16 protein-coding genes are annotated in these 22,103 nt (G+C 72.0%); 9 read left to right on the top strand and 7 right to left on the bottom strand.

Features of this window, described 5'->3' with window-relative positions:
• Nucleotides 1-251: 251 nt before the first annotated feature.
• Nucleotides 252-2,168, top strand: coding sequence for a glycosyl hydrolase (locus A3IC_RS57270; RefSeq protein WP_086018495.1), 1,917 nt, complete (start codon nt 252-254; stop codon nt 2,166-2,168).
• A 231-nt stretch (nt 2,169-2,399) separates the two neighbouring features.
• Here the strand turns inward: A3IC_RS57270 and A3IC_RS0129625 are convergent, their stop codons facing one another.
• The 4 genes from A3IC_RS0129625 to A3IC_RS57280 all read right to left on the bottom strand — a co-directional run bounded on the left by A3IC_RS0129625 (nt 2,400) and on the right by A3IC_RS57280 (nt 8,209).
• Nucleotides 2,400-2,633: a hypothetical protein gene (locus A3IC_RS0129625; RefSeq protein WP_020553702.1), complete on the bottom strand. Its 234-nt coding sequence runs from the start codon at nt 2,631-2,633 to the stop codon at nt 2,400-2,402.
• A 493-nt stretch (nt 2,634-3,126) separates the two neighbouring features.
• The gene (locus A3IC_RS0129630) at nt 3,127-4,062 is read right to left on the bottom strand and encodes a 3-oxoacyl-[acyl-carrier-protein] synthase III C-terminal domain-containing protein (protein WP_020553703.1); all 936 of its coding nucleotides are present in this window, start codon (nt 4,060-4,062) and stop codon (nt 3,127-3,129) included.
• Between the two features lie 1,503 nt (nt 4,063-5,565).
• Nucleotides 5,566-7,266: a flavin monoamine oxidase family protein gene (locus A3IC_RS57275; RefSeq protein ID WP_020553704.1), complete on the bottom strand. Its 1,701-nt coding sequence runs from the start codon at nt 7,264-7,266 to the stop codon at nt 5,566-5,568.
• 247 nt (nt 7,267-7,513) lie between these two features.
• Nucleotides 7,514-8,209, bottom strand: a complete 696-nt coding sequence (locus A3IC_RS57280; protein WP_020553705.1) for a TetR/AcrR family transcriptional regulator — start codon at nt 8,207-8,209, stop codon at nt 7,514-7,516.
• Nucleotides 8,210-8,437: 228 nt separating this feature from the next.
• On the opposite strand from A3IC_RS57280, the gene A3IC_RS0129645 reads away from it, so the two are divergent.
• The 6 genes from A3IC_RS0129645 to A3IC_RS0129670 all read left to right on the top strand — a co-directional run bounded on the left by A3IC_RS0129645 (nt 8,438) and on the right by A3IC_RS0129670 (nt 15,717).
• Nucleotides 8,438-10,120 (top strand): amidohydrolase, encoded by a 1,683-nt coding sequence (locus tag A3IC_RS0129645; protein ID WP_040877378.1) that lies wholly within the window; start codon nt 8,438-8,440, stop codon nt 10,118-10,120.
• Between the two features lie 162 nt (nt 10,121-10,282).
• Entirely contained in the window at nt 10,283-11,938 is a 1,656-nt protein-coding gene (locus A3IC_RS0129650; RefSeq protein WP_052173870.1) for an ABC transporter substrate-binding protein, read from the top strand.
• The gene (locus A3IC_RS0129655; RefSeq protein WP_040877370.1) at nt 11,935-12,966 is read left to right on the top strand and encodes an ABC transporter permease subunit; all 1,032 of its coding nucleotides are present in this window, start codon (nt 11,935-11,937) and stop codon (nt 12,964-12,966) included. The genes A3IC_RS0129650 and A3IC_RS0129655 overlap by 4 nt, the downstream gene beginning before the upstream one ends.
• Nucleotides 12,963-13,841, top strand: a complete 879-nt coding sequence (locus A3IC_RS0129660) for an ABC transporter permease (protein WP_020553709.1) — start codon at nt 12,963-12,965, stop codon at nt 13,839-13,841. The genes A3IC_RS0129655 and A3IC_RS0129660 overlap by 4 nt, the downstream gene beginning before the upstream one ends.
• Nucleotides 13,841-14,842, top strand: a complete 1,002-nt coding sequence (locus A3IC_RS57285; protein ID WP_020553710.1) for an ABC transporter ATP-binding protein — start codon at nt 13,841-13,843, stop codon at nt 14,840-14,842. Before A3IC_RS0129660 ends, A3IC_RS57285 begins: the two co-directional genes overlap by 1 nt.
• Nucleotides 14,839-15,717 (top strand): ABC transporter ATP-binding protein, encoded by an 879-nt coding sequence (locus A3IC_RS0129670; protein WP_020553711.1) that lies wholly within the window; start codon nt 14,839-14,841, stop codon nt 15,715-15,717. The genes A3IC_RS57285 and A3IC_RS0129670 overlap by 4 nt, the downstream gene beginning before the upstream one ends.
• 12 nt (nt 15,718-15,729) lie before the next feature.
• On the opposite strand, the gene corA is transcribed toward A3IC_RS0129670, so the two are convergent.
• Nucleotides 15,730-16,803, bottom strand: a complete 1,074-nt coding sequence (gene corA, locus A3IC_RS0129675; RefSeq protein ID WP_245599662.1) for a magnesium/cobalt transporter CorA — start codon at nt 16,801-16,803, stop codon at nt 15,730-15,732.
• A 227-nt stretch (nt 16,804-17,030) separates the two neighbouring features.
• Between corA and A3IC_RS0129680 the strand changes: the two genes are divergently transcribed.
• Complete coding sequence (locus tag A3IC_RS0129680) at nt 17,031-18,302, top strand: aspartate aminotransferase type Ic (protein WP_020553713.1); 1,272 nt, start codon at nt 17,031-17,033, stop codon at nt 18,300-18,302.
• 250 nt (nt 18,303-18,552) lie between these two features.
• Nucleotides 18,553-19,389, top strand: coding sequence for an alpha/beta fold hydrolase (locus A3IC_RS0129685; protein ID WP_026218893.1), 837 nt, complete (start codon nt 18,553-18,555; stop codon nt 19,387-19,389).
• A 304-nt stretch (nt 19,390-19,693) separates the two neighbouring features.
• Here the strand turns inward: A3IC_RS0129685 and A3IC_RS0129690 are convergent, their stop codons facing one another.
• Both A3IC_RS0129690 and A3IC_RS0129695 read right to left on the bottom strand, forming a co-directional pair.
• Complete coding sequence (locus A3IC_RS0129690) at nt 19,694-20,353, bottom strand: RraA family protein (protein ID WP_020553715.1); 660 nt, start codon at nt 20,351-20,353, stop codon at nt 19,694-19,696.
• The gene (locus A3IC_RS0129695; protein ID WP_020553716.1) at nt 20,350-21,879 is read right to left on the bottom strand and encodes a class I adenylate-forming enzyme family protein; all 1,530 of its coding nucleotides are present in this window, start codon (nt 21,877-21,879) and stop codon (nt 20,350-20,352) included. Before A3IC_RS0129695 ends, A3IC_RS0129690 begins: the two co-directional genes overlap by 4 nt.
• Between the last annotated feature and the right edge of the window lie 224 nt (nt 21,880-22,103).

Below are 22,103 nucleotides of genomic sequence, written 5' to 3' on the forward strand. Positions count from 1 at the left end.
CATCCTTCGGTGCGTCACGGTCTGGCTACAGTCAGTGTGCATCGAATCGGGTGGATTCGGGAAGCGGCATGCGCTTGCCATCCCCGGAACCGAGGACCTGCGTGGTGACGTTCCGTTCCACCTCGTCGAAGGAGGAGTGGGGCCGGTTGCGGATGGGGGGCGTTACCCTTCGTTCGATCGTGAAGATCACGAACCACGGGGGTGGCGAACGCATGCGATCACGATGGCGTAGTTGGACGGCCGTACTGGCCATGACACTTACCGCGGGCTTCGCGGCGGCGCCTGCCGCACGCGCGCATACGACGGATCCCAGTGACCCGCAGGCGAGTGCGGCGACGCGGGATGTGCGGGACTGGTTGACCCATCTGTCCAATCGGGCGCACAACCGGGTGGTGGCGGGGCAGTTCGCCGGATACAGCGGGAAGACGTTCTCACTGACTCAGGTGGAGGAGCTGAAGGCGCAGACCGGTGCGTACCCGGGGCTGGTGGGCTGTGACTACGGGCACGACGGCAACGCGATCGACCACACCTGCAACGCGACACTGAAGGATTGGTCGGCGGCAGGCGGTCTGGTCACCGTCAGTGCGCATCTGCCCAACCCCGATCAGCCCGACTGGAGTGGGTTGTTCACCAAGTTGCCCACCTTCGATCGGCTCACCGACCGCGGCAGCGGCACCGGACAGCGGTGGCACGCGGAACTCGATCGGGTCGCCGAGGGGCTGCGCGAACTCGCCGACGCGAACGTGCCGGTGCTGTTCCGGCCGCTGCACGAGATGAACGGCGACTCGTTCTGGTGGAGTGCGCAGAACCCGCAGACCTTCGCCGAGGTGTGGCGGGACATGTACACCTACCTGACCGACGTCAAGGGCCTGCACAACCTGCTGTGGGTGTACGCACCGGATTGCGGCTACGGCAACCGCTCGGGCTTCTACCCGGGCGGCGCTTATGCCGACGTGGTCGGCCTCGACTGCTACGTCCGCGAGCCCGCGGCGGTCCAGGGCTACGACGAACTGGTGGCGCTGGGCAAGCCGTTCGCCTTCGCCGAGATCGGTCCGCGCAGCGGCTCCGGCGGCACGATCGAGACCCCGCTCGACTACGGGAAGTGGATCGACGCGATCCGCACCCGATTCCCGGCCACCGCCTACTTCATGGCGTGGAACGACCAGTGGCGGCCGACCGCCAACATCGGCGCGGGTCGGCTGATGAACGACCCCTGGACGATCGTGCGCGGCGAAGTCGCCACCGCGGCGCGCACCGAGGGTGTACCCGCGCCGGTCGGTACGCCCGTCCCGCTCGCCGATTTCGAGTCCGACACCCAGGGTTGGGGCGGCTATCGCGTGCTCGCCGGGCCGTGGTCGGTGACCGAGTGGTCCGCGCAGGGCGGCCGATCCCTCAAGGCGGACATCGACCTCGCCGCGCCCGAGGCGTACCTCAACCGGGTCGCGCCGCTGGACCTGAGCGCATACCGGGCACTGACCGCGACCGTGCGCACCGCCGAGTGGGGCAACCACGCGACCGGTACCACCGCCAAGTTCTACGTGCGCACCGGCGCCGGGATGGCCTGGTACGACGGCGGAGCGATCCGGATCGGCCCGAACGGCGCCGTGCTGCGCCTGGACCTGAGTCGGATCGCCGATCTGCGGGACGTGCGCGAGATCGGCGTGCTGTTCACCTCCGCACCCGGCGCGAGCGGACGAACGGCGGTGTACGTGGACGACGTCGCCGCCATCGCGCCGCCCGCGGCGTTGGCGGGCTTCGAGTCCGGGACGGACGGCTGGACCGGATACCTGACCGCGACCGCGCCGGTGAGCACCGCCGACTGGGCGAGCGAGGGCGTCCGTTCGTTGCGCGCCGAGGTCGACCCGGCCGCGCCCGAGGCGTACCTGAACCGGCGCGCGAACCTGGACCTGACGGGCCGTCGGGTCCTCAGCGCGGCGGTCCGGGCCGCCGCCGGCAGCGGCACCGCCAAGCTCTACGTCAAGACCACGGCGTCGAACACGTGGTACGACGCGGGCGCGGTCCCGGTCGGCCCGGACCCCAGGACGCTCACGCTCAACCTGTCCGGCGTCGGATCGCCCCAGGACGTCCGCGAGATCGGCGTGCAATTCGAGCGCCGCGGCGGCCCGGGCCAGGGCTCCGTGTTCGTCGACGACGTCACGGTGCGCTGACCGGGGCGCCGAGCGGCACACCCGGCTCGGAGCCGGCCGGGGTGTCGCCCGCCGAGGCGTCGCCGGCCGGCCCGAGGGCGCGGAACGCCTCGGCCCGTAGCCGCCGTGCCGGTGAAGATGGCCGACGTGGTCCTGCCGTTCCTGGCGGCGCAGCCGTAACCGCACCCGGCCGCCGAGGTCGGCGAGCCGAAGTGGCCCGCACGCCGTGGGGGCCGCGTGGCCCTGGGCGAATCAGGACTGGGTGACACCTCCGTCACGGGCAACGTGGAGCTGTACGTGGTAGTCGACTCCGCAATTCGCGCCGCGGCGGATCCTTCGAGGGGTGATCGTGAGCTGCGAGATCAACGGGAGTTCGGCGGAAGAGGTGCTCACCTGCACCGTGGTCTCCACGGGCTGTGCCGACAGGCGCACGTCGAAGACGCTGCCGACCCGGCCGGCGCCCTCCTGGGCGGCCCGCAACATCACCAACGATTCGTCACATGCCCCTGCGCGACAGAATCGCACGGAGATGCCGGTGACTCGATCGGCCAAGTCCGGAGCGACCTCAACTTCCACCGGCGCCTGGGCCGAGGCACTGCAAACAGGTTCCGGGTCCGACGCCGCACACCCTCCCACAATGGTCGCCACGCCGAAAGCCGCCGCGGCCCTCGATAAGCCTCTGTGCACGATTCGAACCTTCCACTGCGCCGGTTCCAGTCGCACTGCCCGCCTTGAAGGCACATGGCCTTGCGGTGAAAGCGGTGCACTGCGTTCCCGTTGTCGGATTTCGACAGCGTGATCGTTGGGAGAGCTCGATCCTGCCATTCCGACGCCGATGAGGCGATCGCCGCCGGAACGCCGTCTCCTACCCGGGAGTACCGACCACGACTGCGTGCGTCACCGGAGCGAGGCCGTCCCGGGCGGTCGGCGGTGCCTTCGGCGATGCTTCGGCGCTGATGACAGGGCCGCCCGGGAAGGCTCAGATCTCCACCACGGCGGCGGCAAGCGCTCCGTCGCCGCCGAGGGAGGTCACGAGTACGCGGGTGCCGGTCGGGTGGTCGGACTCGAAGACCATCCGGGCGGCGATGAGCAGGCCGGCGGCCCGGGAGTGGCCCGTTTCCGGACCGATGTCGGTGACCTGGTGGCGCTGGAGGCCGAAGTGGCGGCGGAAGGCGCGGTTCGTCTCGGCGGACGGCGTGTGCAGCGCGACGTGGTCGATCGTCGACCACGCGATCCCGGCCTGACGCAACGTCTGCGCGATCACCGCCGAGATCGCGATCGGCGCGTCCTGTAGGCATTCGCCGAGGTGCTCCCGCCAGGAAACACTGACCCGGTCGACCATCGTGGCCACCGCGGACCGCCCCGGCTCGTGCCGACGCACCGCGACACCCGCCGCCGCGATTCGCGGGCGCGCCTCCGGCGCCGCGCGAGTCGGGCGCGCTCCGGGTATGCGGATGCCCGGGTGCGGATCAGCGCTCGCGCGGTGGTCGCGCACGGACACGGCCAACAGGCGATGACGAGCCAACCCCTTTTCCAACACCAAGGCCGCCGCCGCGGGCCGTCCCTCGTGCGAAGGCGCCAGTACCAGGCCGCGCCGCGCTGCCGGATCGACCGTGAGGTGCGCCGCGAGGGTGCCCACTGCGGACAGCGGATGGTCGCCGCAGTGCACGGCGTGGTAGGCGTGGATCCGGCCGACGCCGAGTCGATCCAGGACCAGCCGCCCGGACAGCGCGATCGGCGCGCCGGCGGCGGCCCGGTCGCACAACAGGCAGTACTGCTCGTCCAGATCGCAGCCGCTGAGCTCGCCCCGCGTCAACGTGTCGCGCAGCGCGGCCTCGTCGACCAGGAGGGACGGCATCGGCGAGGCGGCCGTGCAACTCCCCACGGCGGCGATGCCCAAACCGGTCACCTTCATCGTGTGTTCTCCTTCGCGCTGCCGATGCCGAGACCCGGCATCGGGACGGCCGCCGAGGACCGTCCACCCCGTCCCCGCTTCCGCCCGTGAGGTGGCGAGCTGCGGGCGGGTCCCGGAGGCCGTGCCACATGTCCGAACGTACGCGCCGCCGACCCACCCGAACCCCGCCTTCACGAGCCCCTGACGCACCGGCCCACCGCCCCTACGCGGCTCTTACGCCCGGCGACATCCACGCGCGTCCCGCCACCACCTCGCCACCTCCTCCGCGCGAGATGCCACCGGCGCTCCCACCCGGCCCGCCGTACCGCACGGCCGGGACGTCGGGTGTGGGGCCGCAGGACGCGGACGAGACGTGGCGGAGCGCGGGAGCCGGGTTGGGGGCGCGGCGTGGCGCGTGGGGGAACGGCGGTGCGCGGTGGCGGTGTGCGATGGCGTGACCTGGGCATGCGTGCGTCCCGCCGCATCCCTCCACCCCCTCCGTGTGATGCCGGCGCCGCACCACCCGCCACCCCGTCGCTGTCAAGGTCGCGTTCGGATTCCGCGCGAACGCGTATGTGCGGCATACGGGTTCCGCTCGCCGATCGTCGCGCCGCCTAGCGTCGAAGGCATGCGGGGGAGCAACGGCGACAACGGCACACCACGGCGCTGGTGTGGACGGGGACCGGTACGGCGTTGTCGGCGGCGGAGCATCTGCGGGTGACCAAGAGGACGCCTTCGATTCGGTGCTCGCGCTCACCCGGGCGAACGCGCCGGCGCAGGAGGCCAACGGCGACGAGAGCCGTTTCCTCGTCGACCGCGCCCGGGCGGTCGACGCCGAAAGCGCCTTCGTCGCGAAGTCCCGGGAACCGGCCGCGTTCGACGGCGTGGGGCCAACCGGCTACGCCGAGGCGTTGCGGGTCGCCGTGACCGGCTTCCCGGGCTTCGCGGCGGGCGTGGAACCGCCGTTCGGCGGGGAGTTCGGTCGGAGTTCCGCAACATCACCGTCACCGGCGAGCGGGCGGCGGCCGAGGAGGCGCTGCGCTGGTACGCCCGGTATCAGCAGTACGACCGGCAGATGCGGGAGATGGTTGCCCGAGGCGACATCCGCGGTGCCGTCGACTTCACCACGAGATATCGGGAGAACGCCTCCAACTGGTCCTTGGAGCGCCTGATCAAGGCGCTGCGCTGGACGCGGTCACGGCGATCAACCGCGCGCACATGGACGTCGAGGCCGAAGCCGGCCTCGACGAGCCGAGCGGCCGAGGTCTGCTCTCCGGCCTCCTCGCCCTGTCGGCAACAGCCCCGGTATGGCCGGGGGTTCGTCCGAGGCCGGCCGAATACCGCACGGGCGGGGCAGCCGGCCGTGGGCCGTTGCGCCACCGCCCCGTCCGCTCCGGCCCCATCGCCGGAGCGGACGTGCGGTCGACGCCCGCCGCCGCGAACCCGGCGCCGCCGAGGCCGGCGGAGCCGCCCGTGCCTGTCGGTACGGCACCCGCACGACGCTGACGTCGACCGATCCGGTCCTCAGATCTGGCAGGCGATCTCGTCCGCGGCCCGCTCGCCGGAGGCCACCGCCGCGTTCAGAGTGGAGTTGTCCACGTCGGTGTGCTCGCCCGCGAAGTGGATCCTGCCCTCCTGGACGCCCTCGTAGCCGGCGATCGAGGTGTACTGGCCGACCCGGTAGTAGTGATAGGCGCCCAGCGACCAGGGGTCGAGCGACCAATGGTCCTCGTACGCCTTGCCGTTGTATGCCGCCGTGGTGCCCGGGAACAGATGCTCGATCTGTCCGTGGAACCATTGCACGTCGGCGGCCGGTGCCGGGCCGTGCGCCGCTCCGGTGAGGGTATTCCGGGCGACGTTGCCGCCGGGGAAGTTCACCAACAGGGCCGGCGCGCCGTTCTCGCCCAGATGCACCGAACCGTCCCAGGCGGTCTGATAGCCGTTGGGGCCGGTGTTGCTGATGCCGTTGCCGCCGACCGCGGGCCAGGTCTTGCGGGTGAGCTGGGTGACGATCTTCGCGTTCTGCCCCATGCCCTGCTCGCGGATCGCCTTGAGCTTGAGCGCGGACAGGCTCGCACCGGACAGGTCGACGTCGCGCAGCGTGCTGAACGGCAGCGCCAGCACCACATGGTCGGCGGTGACCGAGACCGTGCTGCCGGCGTGGTCGAACGTACAGGTGTAGCTGCCGGTGGCGTTCTGCCGCAGTGCGACCAGTCGATGGCCCGGTTTGACGGCGCCGGTCGGGAGTTCCGCGACCATGCCGCTGACCAACTGGTCGTTCCCGCCGACGAGATGATACTTCTCGTCGAAGCCGCCGCCGCCGAAGACCTCGGAAGAGCCGAGGAAGCCGATCAGGCCCATCGCCGAACAGTCGCCCGGCTCGCCGCCCGATTGCAGTTGCAGCGACTGGATCAGTTGGCCGAGCCGGGAGCTCGCCGGCAGCCCGATCTCCGCGAGGTAGTCCAGGGCGGACATCCGGTCGAGCCGACGCGCCTCGGCGGTGGAGTTGTTGTAGCGGGGTGTCCCCGCGGCGGCATAGGAGGCGCTGAACGCGCTGTAGGCGTGCGCGACCCAGTCGTCCTGCTGGACGGCGCCGTCGTACCCGGCGCCGTCGATCCACGCCTTGTAGTCCCCGGTGGCCAGCGCGCCGCCGGCGGCGACCTCCTTGTTCAGTCCCAGTCGGCGGGAGAGGGCCAGGATCGCGGTATCGGTCGAGCTGATGAACGCCCCGCCGTGCTCGTGCACTTGACCGCCGGCGAAGTAGCCGCGCAGGGATCGACAGCGGCCGCCCAGGTGAGTGTCGGCGGCCTCGTACACGGTCGCGGCGACGGGGGTACGGCCCGTCCAGAGCCGGTGTGCACAGCGCAGTCCGGCCAGACCCGCGCCGACCACGACGATGCGCGGTGCGCCGCTCGACGTGGCCGCCGAGGCGCGTGACGGTGCGAGCAGCCCACCCGGCAGTGCGGCGGCGGCGACGGCGAACGCGCCCGCGCCGCCGAGGAGTCGGCGTCGGCTGGGGCCGGCCGCGGCCTCGCGTTCCTCGGCGCGACGGGCCCGTTCGAGCCGGACCGCCTCGGCCTGCTCGCCGGCCACCTCGGCCACGGGCAAACCGCGTCGACGAGCCTCGGCGTGGGTGGCGAAGACGGCGCGCAGCGGTGCGGGCAGCCCGGCGCGGTCGACGGTTCGTGCGGGAGAGGTACGTGGGCCGGAAGGTTCCTTGGGCATGAAATCCCTCGTCTCGGGATCGTGGCGACAAGTGCCGAGCGGTGGCGTTCGCCCTGTCGGGCGAACACGGCCGGTTGCGGCAAGGGGACCCGGACCGGTCGGCGAGCGAAGCGCGACCTGTGCGATGGGACGAGAGTGAAGCGCCTGCGCATCACTGATGTCAACAGTGTTGCGCAGGCGCTGTGCGAAAAAGACCTTCGTTTATTGCCAGGGTGAGTCGGACCGGCCCGCTTGTGCGGCCGGGGTGTCAGCTCTTCCGGATCGCGGCCGCGCGTTGCTCGATCGCGGTGATCAGCGCCTCCACCCGGGTGTGGAAGATCTGGTCGTGCGAGACCTCGGCCAACTCGGCACCCAGCCGGGTGATGTGCGGGAATCCTCCCCTGTCCACCAGTCGATACTCGACCTTCCAGGCGGACTCGTCCGACGCCCGGACCTCGGGATCGAACAGCAGGTAGGCCGCGCGTTGGCCGACGTACGCCAGCAGCGAGTCGCCGACCATCCGGTAGTGCAGGGCCGCGTCGGCGCCGTCGAGGCCGGCTTCGGTGACCATTCCGAGGATGAGTTCGACGACGCGGAACTCGTTGGGGCGTCTGGTGGTCCGGCTGGCCATGGTCGAGGCGACCACCGGGTATTTCAGCGCGACGGCGAGCGAGCCGTCGGCCAGTGCGCGCAGTCGACCCCGCCAGTCGAGGCCGTCGGGGATGCTGTCCAGCACCTCGCCCAGCGTGCGGTCGGCGACGGACAGCAGCAGCTCGTCCTTGTCGCGGAAGTGCCGGTAGATCGCGGTCGGGTCGGTGCCCAGCTCCTCGCCGAGGCGGCGGATCGTGAACGCGTCCGAACTGCCCCGCGCCGCGATGCGCAGGCTCGCGTCGATGATCGCCTCGGGGGTCAGTTGGGTGCCGGTTCGCTTGCTGCGGACTGGGGTTGCGGGTGGTTTCGGCATGGTGGGGCCAGTGTATCGATTCGACCGTCGGAATGCGCATCACTGTTGACAACACTGTTGCGCTGCCGTTTCACTCCTCACCACGGCCCACGCCCACCGCGTTCACCCGGCCGAGGTATGCACACGCGGGCACCGCACCGCTCCGTACACCGCACCGCTCCGTACACCGCACCGCACCGCACCGAACAAGGCACCGCGGAACACCGAACCGACCCAGAGGACGCGTTGATGGGGACCACCCGGCCCAGGGCCGACACCGTTTTTGTAGGAGGCAGGGTCTTCACCGCGACCTCGCCCGCCCCGATCGACGCCGCGGTCGCGGTCCGGGACGGTCGGATCCTGACCGTTGCCGACGAGCACGCGGTGCGCGAACTCGTGCACGCCGACACCGAGGTGGTCGACCTCGCGGGCGGCCTGCTGATCCCCGGATTCCAGGACGCGCACGTACACCCGGCGGTCGCCGGGGTACAGATGGGACGCTGCGACCTGGCGGGCGAACGCTCCGTCGACGGCTACCTCGCGGTGATCGCCGGCTACGCCGACGCCCATCCCGACGCCGACTGGATCTGCGGCGGCGGCTGGTCCATGGACGTCTTCCCGGGCGGCATCCCCACCCGGGCCATGCTCGACGCGGTGGTGCCGGACCGACCCGTACTGCTCACCAACCGCGACGGCCACGGCGCGTGGGTCAACAGCCTCGCGCTGACCCTGGCCGGCGTCGACCGGGACACCCCCGACCCGGCCGACGGCCGGATCGAGCGCGAGCCCGACGGCACCCCGGGCGGCATGCTCCAAGAGGGCGCCATGGACCTGGTCGGCGACCACGTACCGCCGGCCACCCCCGACGAGGCACTCGCCGGGCTGCTGGCCGCGCAGCGCCACCTGCACGGACTCGGCGTGACCGCGTGGCAGGACGCCATGATCGGCGTCTTCCCCGGCAACCCGGACAACTTCGACGTCTACCTGCGCGCCGCCGGCGACGGCTCGCTCACCGCCCGCGTGGTCGGCGCCCTGTGGTGGGACCGCGAACGCGGCCTGGAGCAGATCCCGGACATCGTCGAACGCCGGCGCACGGGTCGCGTCGGTCGCTTCGCCGCCACGACGGTGAAGATCATGCAGGACGGCATCGCGGAGAACTTCACCGCCGGGATGCTGGAGCCCTACCTGAACGGATGCGGCTGCGCCACCGCCAACTCCGGCCTCAGCTTCGTCGATCCGAAGCTGTTGGCCGAGGCGGTCCGCGAACTGGACCGACTCGCGTTCCAGATCCACTTCCACGCGCTGGGCGACCGCGCGGTCCGCGAGGCCCTGGACGCGTTGGCCGCCGCCCGCGCGGCCAACGGGGGCAACGACAACCGGCACCACCTGGCCCACCTCCAGGTCGTGCACCCCGACGACCTGCCGCGCTTCGCCGCCTTGGGCGCCGCCGCGAACATCCAGGCGCTCTGGGCGGCCCACGAACCGCAGATGGACGACCTGACCATCCCGTTCCTGGGACCCGAACGCGCCGCGCTGCAATACCCGTTCGGCGACCTGGCCCGAGCCGGCGCCCGGCTGGTCGCGGGCAGCGATTGGTCGGTGAGCAGCCCCGACCCGCTGTGGGGCATCCATGTCGCGGTCAACCGGATCGTGCCGCACGACGCTCCCAACGCGCCCACCGACCGGGCTCCGCGCAAGCCGTTCCTGCCCGAACAGGCGCTGACCCTGGCCCAGGCACTGACCGCCTACACCGCCGGCAGCGCGTGGGTGAACCACCTCGACGACGTCACCGGCACGGTCGAGGAGGGCAAGTATGCCGACCTCGTCGTGCTGGACCGGGACCCGTTCGCGGGCGCGCCCCAGGAGATCGCCACCACCCGGGTCCGCCGCACCTACGTCGAGGGCCACCCGGTCTTCGTCGCGACCGACTGAGCACCGCGACCGACTGAGCGTCGCGACCGATCGAGCACCGCGACCGATCGCGCACCGCGAACGACACCGCGACCGCTTGACCGCCGCCGCCGACCGCACGACCCATCGAGCACGGACCCCGCCCCGCCCGACCGCCACGCCCCCACCTCCCGGAGGAAGACGATGCCCGCACCTCGTACCGGACGCCCAAGACGCCTCCGCCGCATCGCCCTCGCCTGCGCCCTCGCCGCGACGTTGGCCGCGAGCGCGTGCAACGGCGGCAGCGGCAAGCCGGCCGCATCCGGCGACCACGCCTACGAGTTGACCGCCAAGACGGCGCCCGGCACGCCGATCGACTCGTTCACGTGGTCGCTGTTCGCCGAGCCCGCGTCGATCGACTACGCGTACGCCTTCGACTACCCGCCGAACCAGATCCTCGCCAACGTGTGCGAGAGCCTGCTGCGCTGGAACCCGGACCTGACCACCTCGCCCGGCCTGGCCAGTTCGTACACCAACCCGACGCCGACCTCGTGGGTCTACGAGATCCGTCCCGGCGTGCGTTTCCACGACGGCACCGCACTGACCGCGGACGACGTGGTCGCCTCGCTGCGCCGCAACCTCGATCCGGAGGTCGGCAGCTACTGGGCCTACCCGTACCGCAACGTGCAGTCGGTCGACAAGAGCGGCCCGATGCAGGTCACGGTCACCCTCAAGACGCCGGACTCCACCTTCAACAAGTACCTCGCCGCCAGCCCCGGCACGGTCGAGTCCGCGGCCACCCTGGCCAAGGCCGGCAAGGACTACGGGAACCCGGCCAAGGGCGTCAACTGCACCGGCCCGTTCGCGTTCTCCTCCTGGACCGCCGGCCAGTCGATCGTGCTCAAGCGCTTCGACGACTACTGGAACCCCGACCTCAAGGCCAAGTCGGGACAGGTGAAGTTCGTCTTCCTGCCGGACGCCACCACCCGGGTCAACGCCTTCCAGACCGGCGAGGTGGACGGCGGCTGGATGGTCCCCGCCAACTCCTACGGGCAGTTGCGCAACACCCCGGCCGGCAAGCTCTACTTCGGCCGCAACACCACCGTCGCCGACGAGGTGGTCGGCAACCTCCAGGGCCCGCTCGGCGACGCCCGGGTCCGTCAGGCACTGCTGATGGCCATCGACCGCAAGGGCATCGTCGACGCCGGCGTGGGCGGCATCGGCCAAGTGGCGAACTCGCTGGTCACCGACGACGTCTGGGCCGGCGCCCCGGGCCCGGTCCGGGACGACCTGACCAAGGCGACGCCCGCATACCCGTACGACGTGGCCAAGGCGAAGGAACTGGCCGCCAAGGCCGGCGTCAACGGGCAGAAGATCGTGATCGCCACCAGCCCGCTGGACTCGCAGACCACGATCATCACCCAAGCCGTCGCCCAGGCCGCCACCGCGATCGGCCTGAAGCCGCAGATCGACACCATCTCGCCGGAGAAGTACTCCTCGCTGTTCACCGATCCCCAGGCGCGCAAGGGCATCGACCTGTTCCTGACCTTCTGGTACACCTCGATCACCGACCCGCTGGACATGTACGGCTCGCTGCAGACCGGCGCGTTCAGCAACTACGGCAGCTGGTCGCACCCGGAGTTCGACGCCGCGGTGAACCAGGCCCTGGGCGCCCCGGACCCCGCCGCGCAGTCCGCCGCGGCCGCGCAGGCCCAGCAGATCGCGCTGCGCGAACTGCCGTGGCTGCCGCTGTACACCTCGCCGGTGAGCGTTTTCCTCGGCAAGCGCATCACCGGCGTGCAGCCGTCCATCGCCTACCTCTACTACCCGTGGGCCGCCGAGATCGGGGCGAAGAGTTGACCCTCGCATCCTCGACCGAGGCAGCCGTGCCCGCCGCGACCCGCCGATCCGGCGGGCGCGGCGGGCGCGGCCCGGCGCTCGCCCTGGCCGCGCTGCGCCGCCTCGCCGGCATGGCGACGACCCTGCTGGTCACCTCCTTTCTGGTGTTCTCCTCGCTCTACCTGGCTCCCGGCGACCCGGTGAGCTTCCTGGTCAAGGGACGCAGTCCCAGCCCGCAGGAACTGGACACGATCCGCGAGCAGTACGGCTTCAACGACCCCTTCCCGGTGCGCTACTGGCACTGGCTGGAGGGCGTGTTGCAGGGCGACTTCGGCCGCTCGTACCTCTTCCACCAGGGTGTCGGCGACGTGGTCTGGTCCCGACTGCCCGCCTCGCTGCTGCTGATCGGCGTCTCGATGCTGCTGATCGCGGTGTTCGGGGTCGGCGCCGGAATCGTCGGAGCGCTGCGCCGGGGGACCTGGGCGGACTCGACCGTGCTGCTGATGGTCACCGTCGGTGCCGCGGTGCCCTCGTTCGTCGCGGCGATCCTGCTGCGCTCGGTGTTCGGCGTACAGCTGGGCTGGTTCCCGACATTCGGCAACGGCGAGGGCGCGCTGGACCGGCTGCACCACGTGGTGCTGCCGGCGATCGCCCTCTCGGTGACCTTCACCGCGCTGGTCACCCGGGTGACCCGGACCGCGATGCTCGACGAACTGCGCCGCGAGCACGTCGAGGTCGCGCTCAGTCGCGGTATCCCGCGGCGCAGCGTGATCAGGCGACACGTGTTGCGCAACGCGCTCGGGCCGATCGTGACCGTCTCGGCGCTGCTCGTCTCCGGGATGTTGGTGAGCACCGCGCTGGTGGAGACCGCGTTCGGGATGGCCGGCGTCGGCTCGCTGCTGGTGCAGGCGGTGAGCCAACAGGACTTCCAGGTGGTGCAGGCCATCGTGCTGCTCGTGGTGGCCGCGTTCGTGCTGATCAACGCACTGGTGGACCTGCTGTATCCGCTGATCGACCCGCGGGTCGCGGCACAAGGGAGCGCCCGATGAGCGCCGTCACGCTTGATTCCGCAGCCGCCCCGCCGCGCCGCGACCCGCTGCGCAGGCTCCGCCGGCTCGGCGGTTCGTGGCTGGTGAACACGTGCCTGGTGATCCTGGCGGTGTTCCTGGTGGTCGCCCTGGCCGCACCGTGGCTGGCCCCGCAGGACCCTAGGTTCGGCGCGCTGTCGGAGACCTTCGCCGATCCGGGCGCCGCGCACTGGCTGGGCACCGACCAAGGCGGCCACGACACCTTCTCGGCCCTGATCGAGGGCACCCGCACCAGCTTGTTCGGGCCGCTCGCGGTGGTCGTCTTCGCCACCGTCGCCGGCATCGCCGTGGGACTGTTCAGCGCGTGGCGCGGCGGTTGGGTCGACGCGGCCATCGGACGTGTGCTCGACATCCTGTTCGCCTTCCCGGCGCTGCTGCTGGCGATCCTCGCGGTCGCCCTGTTCGGCAAGGGCCTGACCGCGCCGGTACTGGCCATGGCCGTCGCCTACCTGCCCTACACCGCACGCCTGGTCCGCGGCCTGGCCGCCGCGGAGAAGTCCCGGCCCTACATCGCCGCCTACCGGGTCCAGGGCCACTCACCCGTGTTCGTCTCGGTCCGCGGCCTGCTGCCCAACATCACACCCACCGTGCTGGCCCAGGCCACGGTCAACTTCGGCTACGCGCTGCTCGACCTCGCGGCACTGTCCTTCCTGGGCCTGGGCGTACAACCGCCGACGCCCGACTGGGGCTCGATGATCAACCAGGGGCAGTCGGCCGTTCTGCAGGAACGACCGCTGTCCGCGATCGTGCCGGCGCTCGCGATCGTGCTGGTGGTCGTCGCGTTCAACGTCGTCGGGGAACACCTCGCCGACCGGGTCGCGGGAAGGGACGCCTGATGGCACTGCTCGACATCGACGCGCTGAGCGTCACACTCCCCGGGATGGCCCGGCCGATCCTGGACCGGATCGAACTGACCGTCGCCGCCGGCGAAACCGTGGCCCTGGTCGGCGAGTCCGGCTCCGGCAAGTCGGTCACCGCCCGCGCCGCGCTCGGCCTGTTCCCGGCCGGCGCCGACCTGGCCGGCCGGGTCCGGGTGGAGGACATCGACCTGGTCGGCGCCGACGCCGCGCGGCTGCGCGAGGTGCGGACCGGCATCGCGGCGATGATCTTCCAGGACCCCCGGGCCGGGATCAGCCCGGTGCGTCGGATCGGCGACTTCCTGACCGAGGCGCTGCGCCTGGTCGGCGGCTGGTCCCGAGCCCGGGCGGACGCCCGCGCGGCGGAACTGCTGGCCGCCGTCGGCCTGCCCGACCCGGAGCGCCACCTGCGCCAGTTCCCGCACGAGATGTCCGGCGGCATGCTGCAACGCGTGATGATCGCCGCCGCCCTGTGCGGCGAACCCAGGCTGTTGTTGTGCGACGAGCCGACCACCGCCCTGGACGTGGCCACCCAGGCCGAGATCCTGGCCCTGCTGGGACGCCTGCGCCGCGAGCGCGACCTGGGCCTGCTGCTGATCACCCACGACATCGAACTCGCGGCCGCCTCGTGCGACCGGATCTACGTGATGTACGCGGGACGGATCGTGGAGACGGCGACCGCGGACGAGCTGTTCGCCCGCCCCCGTCACCCCTACACCGCCGGACTGCTCGGCTCCTCCCCGCCGCAGGAAGGGCCGTTGACCCGGCTCGCCCCCATCCCGGGCGCGCCGATGAGCCTGCTGGAGTCCGCGACCGGGTGCGCGTTCGCGCCGCGCTGCCGGTTCGCCGAGCCGGGACGGTGCGATCAGGCGCCGCCCGTGCTCGAACCGCACGGCGCCGGTCGGGTCGCCTGCCATCGCGCGGACGAACTCGAGCCGCCCGTGCTCGCCCACCTCGCCCCGGACTCGGAGGACCGTTGACCACCGACGTCACACCCCATGACGGCACACCCCTGATCGAGGTCAGCGGCCTGCGCAAGACCTATCGCACCGGCACCGGCGAGGTGGTCGCCGTCGAGGACCTGTCCTTCTCGCTGCCGGTCGGTGGCGCGCTGGGCCTGGTCGGCGAGTCCGGCTCGGGCAAGACCACCACGGCCCGGATGCTGCTCGGCCTGGAACGCCCCGACGCGGGCCGGATCATGGTGCGCGGTACGCCCCTGGCCGAGACCGTGCGCGGTCGGGCCGCCCGGTTGGCCCGGGCCAAGGCGGTCCAGATGGTCTTCCAGGATCCCTACCTGTCCCTGGACGGCCGGCTGTCCATCGGCGCGACGCTCGACGGCGTACTGCGACTGCACGGTGTGCGCGATCCGGCCGCCCGCAGCGCGCGGATCGGCGAACTGCTGGCCCAGGTCGGCCTCGGTCCCCGGGAGGCGGCGACCCGACCGCGCGGACTCTCCGGCGGCCAGCGCCAACGCGCGGCCATCGCCCGGGCACTGGCGGTGGAGCCCGCGCTGCTGGTCCTGGACGAGGCGGTGTCGGCGCTGGACGTCTCGGTCCAGGCGCAGGTGCTCAATCTGCTCGCCGACATCCGCCGGGACACCGGCATCGGGCTGATCTTCGTCAGCCACGACCTGGCCGTGGTCCGCTACCTGTGCGACGAGGCGCTCGTGCTGCACCGGGGCCGCACCGTGGAGCACCGACCCGTCGGCGACCTGCTCACCGCGCCCGCCGACCCCTACACCCGACTGCTGCTCGCCTCGATCCCGCGCCCCGGCTGGGACCCGGAGCACATCGCCCGACAACGCCGCGAACTGCCCGCGCCGGCAGCCGCGGGTGGTGTGGTCCCGAGCGAGTGAGCCGAACGCGGGTCACAGCCAGTCGTTGCGGCGGAACGCCCGGAACATCAGCACGCACGCGGTGACCATCACCATCAGGACGGTCGGGTACCCGTACGTCCACTTCAGCTCGGGCATGTGGTCGAAGTTCATCCCGTAGATTCCGACGATCAGTGTGGGGACGGCCAGGATCGCCGCGATGGCGGCGATCTTGCGCATGTCGGTGTTCTGCCGGACGGTCACCCCGGCCAGGCTGGCCGACAGTATGCCGTCCAGCAACTCGTCGAACGCGGCCAGGCGTTCGCGGACCAGCGCCAGGTGGTCGGCGACGTCGCGCAGGTAGGCGTCGAAGGTGGTGCCGACGCCGGGCAGGGTGCCCCCGACGAGCCGCTCCAGCGGCCGGGCCAGCGGCAGGACCGCCCGCTTGAATTCGATCAGCTCGCGCTTGAGCTGGTAGATCCGCTCCGCGTCGTTGCTCGGCCGGGGCGAGAACACGTCGACCTCCAACCGCTCGAAGTCGTCCTCGACCTTGTCCGCCACGCGCAGGTAGTCGTCGACGACCCGGTCGGTGATCGCGTGCACGACCGCGGCCGGCCCGTGCGCCAGCATCGCCGGGTCGGCCTCCAGCGCCTGGCGCAGCTCGACCAGCGGCGGCGCACTGCCGTGCCTGACCACCACGACGAACTTCTCCCCGGCGAAGACCATGATCTCGCCGGTGTCGACCACCTCGCTGGTCGCGGTCAGCGCGTCGTGCTCCACATAGACGATGGTCTTCAGGACCAGAAACAACGTGTCGTCGTAATACTCCAGCTTGGGTCGCTGATGGGCTTCGACCGCGTCCTCCACGGCCAATGGATGCAGGTCGAACGCGTCGGCGACGCCGGCCAGGTCCTCGGCGAGCGGGGCGTACAAGCCGATCCACACGAAGGTGTCCTCGCCCGCCTCGGCCGCGTCCAGCGCGTCGCTGAGCGCCACCCGGCCCGGGCGCCGCACGCCCTTGTCGTACAGCGCGCAGTCCACCACCACGGGTGCGCGCGAAGCCCCGGTCTCGGGCGCCGATACCGCGCCGCCGTGCCGGAACCGCCTGGCCGTGCGCCACGAGCTCATGGTCATACTCCCGAATCGAGGGTGTCCCGCCGATGGTAGGCGGCGCCGGCGTCTGCGGTGCGGGCGCGGGCGGATCCGACCGCTCGCGGGTACGCGACCGCACTCGCCGACACGGGACCCCCGAGCACACCGGGTGAGGGCAGGGCACCCACGGGATCCACCCCGGGCGTGTTGCTAGATTGACCCTGCCGCAAGTGTCTGCGGCCTCCGCCTATTTTGGGGATTCCGTGCCGCTCAGCACCACCGTGTCCATTCCGGAAATCGACCTCGTGGCCGCTCGTGAGGAGTACGCCGCCCTGGCGGCGGAGGGCCTCCGTCTCGACCTCACCCGGGGCAAGCCCTCGCCGCAGCAGCTGGACCTGGTCGACGGCCTGCTCACGCTGCCCGGCGACGGGGACTTCAAGGCCGCCGACGGCACCGACTGCCGCAACTACGGCGGACTGAACGGCCTGCCCGAGCTGCGCGCGATCTTCGCCGAGCTGCTCCAGGTGCCCGCCGCGCAGCTGCTGGCCCTGGGCAACGCCAGCCTCACGCTGATGCACGACGTGATCGCCAACGCCCTGCTGTCCAAGGTGCCCGGTGCCGAGCGCCGCTGGGTGGACGAGCCCGAGGTGCTGTTCCTGTGCCCGGTGCCCGGCTACGACCGGCACTTCGGCGTGCTGGAGCGGTTCGGCATCGGCATGGTCCCGGTTCCGCTCACCGGCGCGGGCCCGGACCTGGACCAGGTGGAGGCGCTGGTCGCCGCCGACCCGCGGATCAAGGGCATGTGGTGCGTGCCCAAGTACAGCAACCCCACCGGGGAGAGCTACAGCGACGAGACGGTGCGCCGCCTGGCCGCGATGCCGACGGCGGCGCCGGACTTCCGGCTCTTCTGGGACAACGCCTACGCCGTGCACCACCTCACCGACACCCCGGTCGAGCTGCTGTCCGTCCTGGACGCGTGCGCCGAGGCGGGCAACCCCGACCGGGCGTTCGTCTTCGGTTCCACCTCGAAGATCAGCTACGCCGGCGCCGGCGTCGCCTTCTTCGGTGCGTCCGAGGCCAACGTCGCCTGGCTGACCGGCCTGCTGGCCAAGCAGACGATCGGCCCGGACAAGATCAACCAGCTCCGGCACGTGCGCTTCTTCGGTGACACCGAGGGTGTGGTCGCGCACATGCGGCTGCACCGCGAGCTGCTCGCGCCGCGCTTCGAGGCGGTGTACGAGGTGCTGGAGCGCGAGCTCGGCCCGCTCGGTATCGCCACGTGGACCCGGCCCGAGGGCGGCTACTTCGTCAGCCTGCAGGTGCCGGACGGCTGCGCCGCCGAGGTGGTGCGGCTGGCCAAGGAGGTCGGCGTCGCGCTGACCCCGGCGGGCGCCGCGTTCCCGGGTGGCAACGACCCGCGCGACCACCAGATCCGCCTCGCGCCCAGCTACCCCACCGTCGACGAGGTCCGCCGCGCGATGCGGGCCGTCGCCGTGTGCGTGAAGCTGGCCGCGGCCGAGGCCGCCGCGGCCTGATCGACCCGACGACCCCGTCGCGCCCACCCACACGGGTGGGCGCGACGGGGTTTTCGCATGTGTTGGTGAGCGCCCGGCCCGGCGGCCCCTCCCGGTGCCCGGGGTCGAGCGCGCGGTGGCGATCGGGCGGTGGCGATGGCGGCCCGCGACCGAGCGTGGCCGATGGCGGCGATGCTTGACATCGTTTGGCTAACGGTGTTAGCTCCGTGATCACAGACATCAACGCATGGGACGCATGGGGGCAGTGATCATGACGGAATTCCTGGAGATCGACGGTGGCCGGCTCGCCTACGACGTGAGCGGGCAGGGTCGGTTGATCGTGCTCTCACACGGCATGGGTGACAACAGATCGGTCTACCGCGACGTCGCCGAACGACTCGTGGCGTCGGGGTACCGGGTCGCCTGCGCGGACCTGCGCGGCCACGGCGAGTCCACCGTCGGCTGGGCCTCCTACACCCGCACCGACACCGCCGGCGACCTGCTCGCGCTGATCCGACACCTGGGCGGTCCGGCCGTGCTCGTGGGCCACTCCTTCTCCGGTGGTTCCGCCACCATCGCCGCCGCCCGCGAACCGGAACTGGTCGACGCGATCGTGGAGATCAGCCCGTTCACCCGGGCCCAGAAGGTCGACGGCAAGGCGCTGTTGTCGAACGCCCGCTACCGCAAGGGGATGTCCCTGCTGATGGGTACCGCCCTGCTGCGCAGCGTCGGCGTGTGGAAGCGCTACCTCGCGCACGCCTACCCGGGGACCAAGCCCGCCGGATTCGCCGCACACGTGGCGGCCCTGGACATCGACTTGAGCCGGCCCGGTCGGATGGCCGTGGTCGCCAAGATGGGCATGTCGGCGCCCACCGACGCCGGTGCCGTGCTCGGCGACATCCGCTGCCCCGCGCTGGTGATCGAGGGCTCGCTCGACCCCGACTGGTCCGACCCCGCGGCCGAGGGCGCGGCCATCGTCGCGGCCATGCCGACGGGCCTGGGCCGACTGGAGGTCGTCGAGGGCGCCGGCCACTACGCACACGGCCAATTCCCCGAGCGGGTGGCGGACATCATCGGGACATTCCTGGCGGCCGACGCCCGCGGCTGACCCACCAACGGCCGCCCGCTGTCCGCTGCTCGCCGCCCACGCTCGCTGCCCGCCGTCCGCGCTTGCCGTCCGGCCGCTGACCGCCCGCCGTCCGCGCTTGCGCCCGCGCCCACTGCTCGCCGTCCGCCGCCCGCGTGCGCCGATCGCCGACGGTCGTCCGCGAGCAACCGCAGACCGCCGGCGGCCGGTTGTCTCGCCACGGGCGGCCCGAACTGCCGGTGCCCCGGGGCGGATCGCCCGAACGCGGCGCCCCGGCACGACGCCGGCCCACCTGCTCCGTCACCTGCCGCGTCAGCGACTCGCGTCAGCGACCTCGCAGGCGGGTGATCGCCTCGGCCTTGGGGGTGTAGGCGCGAGGCAGGCGCAGGCCGGCGGTCAAGGCCGCCAACACCTCCTCCTCCGCCCGGTGATAGGTGAGCGCGTCGGCGAGCAGGGTGTCCGCGTCGGCGGCCGGCAGCGCCACCGCGCCGCCGTCGTCCAGCAGGATCGGGTCGCCGTCCGCCACCGGTGTGCCGGCGATCTCGATCGGGCCGCCGACCTCGGCGACATGGACGGCGCCCCCGGGACCGGCCGTCGCCTCCGCCAGCGCCCACAACCGCAGGCCCGACCGCGCCACCGCCGACACGTCCCGGACGCTGCCCTCGACCAGCGCGCCGACCGCGCCCCGGCCCAGTGCGGCGGCGGTCAGGATCTCGCCCCACACCGCACCGGGCGCCGCGTTCGCGCCGGCGATCACCACGACCCGGCCGGTCAGGTCCTCCGCGAGCAGCGCGTGCAGTGGCTTGAGGCCGTGCGCGCCCGGGCCGGCCGCGATCCGGACCGTACGGGCCGCCCCGAGCACCGCGCCCTCCCCGCGCTGGAACGGCCGCAATGGGGGCGTCAACCAGCCGGTACGGCCCCGGAGTTGGAGCAGGTCGGCGAGTGCGGCGGTGGCGGGCTGCGAAGCGGGGACGACGTCGGTCACGGTGCGATCCTCTCGGTCAGCAGAAACTTACGGATCTTGCCGACGGAGGTACGCGGCAACTCGGCCACCCGCTCGAAGCGCACCGGGCGCTTGGACTTGGCCAGCCGGTCGGCGCACCAGTCGGCGAGGTCGTCGAGCGCGGTCGGACCGGCCTCGGGCACCGCCACCACGAACGCGACCGGCACCTCGTCGCGCACGTCGTCCGGCGCACCGACCACCGCGGCCTCCAACACGGCCGGATGCTCGGCCAGGACCGCCTCGATCTCCACGACCGAGACGTTCTCGCCGGCGACCTTGAGCACGTCGCCGCGCCGCCCGGCGAAGTGGAAGTGGCCGTCCCGGTCCACCCGGGCGCGGTCGCCGGTGACGAACCAGCCGTCCCGATAGGCGGCGGCGGTCGCGGCCGGGTCGTCGAGGTAGCCCGCGAACAGGTTCACCCCGGGTTCGCCGCCGACCACGATCTCGCCGTCCGTCGCCGGCTCGCCGGTCGCCGCGTCGTGCACGGCCACGACACAGCCGGGGGTCGGCCGGCCCATCGACCCCGAAACGGGCGCGCCGGCGGGATTGCTCAGCACCGCCGGGATGGTCTCGGTCATCCCGTACAACTGGCGCGGCCGACAACCGCCGAGCAGGGTGGCGAACCGCTCGTACTGGTCGTCGGTGACGTTCTGCGCGTACCAGCAGTGCCGCACCCGCAGACCCGGTGGCGCGGCCCGGTCGGCGGTGCGGGCCAGGATCATCCGGATCGGTGCGGCGAACAGGCTCAGATGGGTGACCTCGTGCCGGGCGGCCTGCGCCACGAACCGGCTCGCGGAGAACGCCGGAAGCAGTACGACGCTCGCGCCGACGGTGATCGCGGCGGCGAACGAGTAGTACTGCGCGTTCGCGTGGAACATCGGCAGTACCACGAACTGCCGGTCCGCTGGTCCGAGTTCGGCGGCGACAGCCATCACGGCGCCGGCGAAGGCGTAGTTGGCCTGGGTGACCATCACGCACTTCGGCTCGGCGGTGGTGCCCGACGTGAACATCAACCCCGCCAAATCGGCGGGACCGGGCGGGTAGGCACCGACGGGCGTGGGTCGACCGAGCAGGATCGCCAGGTCGGTGTCGTCCTCCGCGACCTCGACCACGGTCGTGCCGGTCTCGCTCGCCGCGGCTCGATAGTCGGCGGCGCGTTCGGGCGCGCAGAAGCCGAGTCGCGCACGGGTCCGACGCAGATGCGCGGCCAGTTCCGGGGTTCGGGCGGAGGGGTCGGAGCACACCATCGCCGCGCCGAGGCGAGCCAGGGCGAGCCACAGCGCGACGTACGCCGGGCAGTTGCGCAGTGCGATGCCGATCCGGTCGCCGGGCCCGACGCCGCGTGCGAGCAGCCCGCCGGCCACCCGGGCGACGAGCGCGTCGAACTCGGCGTAGGTCCAACGGGTCACGTGCCCGTCGGGCGCCTCCCAGATCAGGAACGGCGCGTGCGGATGGGCAGCCACCGTATCGGACCACCGTGCCGCGAACGTGGGCGGGACGGACGTCATGTCGACCTCCAGGACATCGACCGGGGGAGTGGAACGGACAGGCAACGAGCCGGACACAACCAAGAATCACAGGACATTCCCGCACGGGCGGCCCGCACGCGGGCAGACCCACGGCGGTGGGCCCGCCCGCAGGTGGCTGCGCAAGGCCACCCGCGGGCGGGCGCACGGTCGGCCGGGAGCCACGAACCGCCGGTCGACCCACGCCGACTCCCGTTCACGGGCCG

Source organism: Embleya scabrispora DSM 41855, assembly GCF_000372745.1.
In the GTDB taxonomy this organism is placed as follows: Bacteria; Actinomycetota; Actinomycetes; order Streptomycetales; family Streptomycetaceae; genus Embleya; species Embleya scabrispora.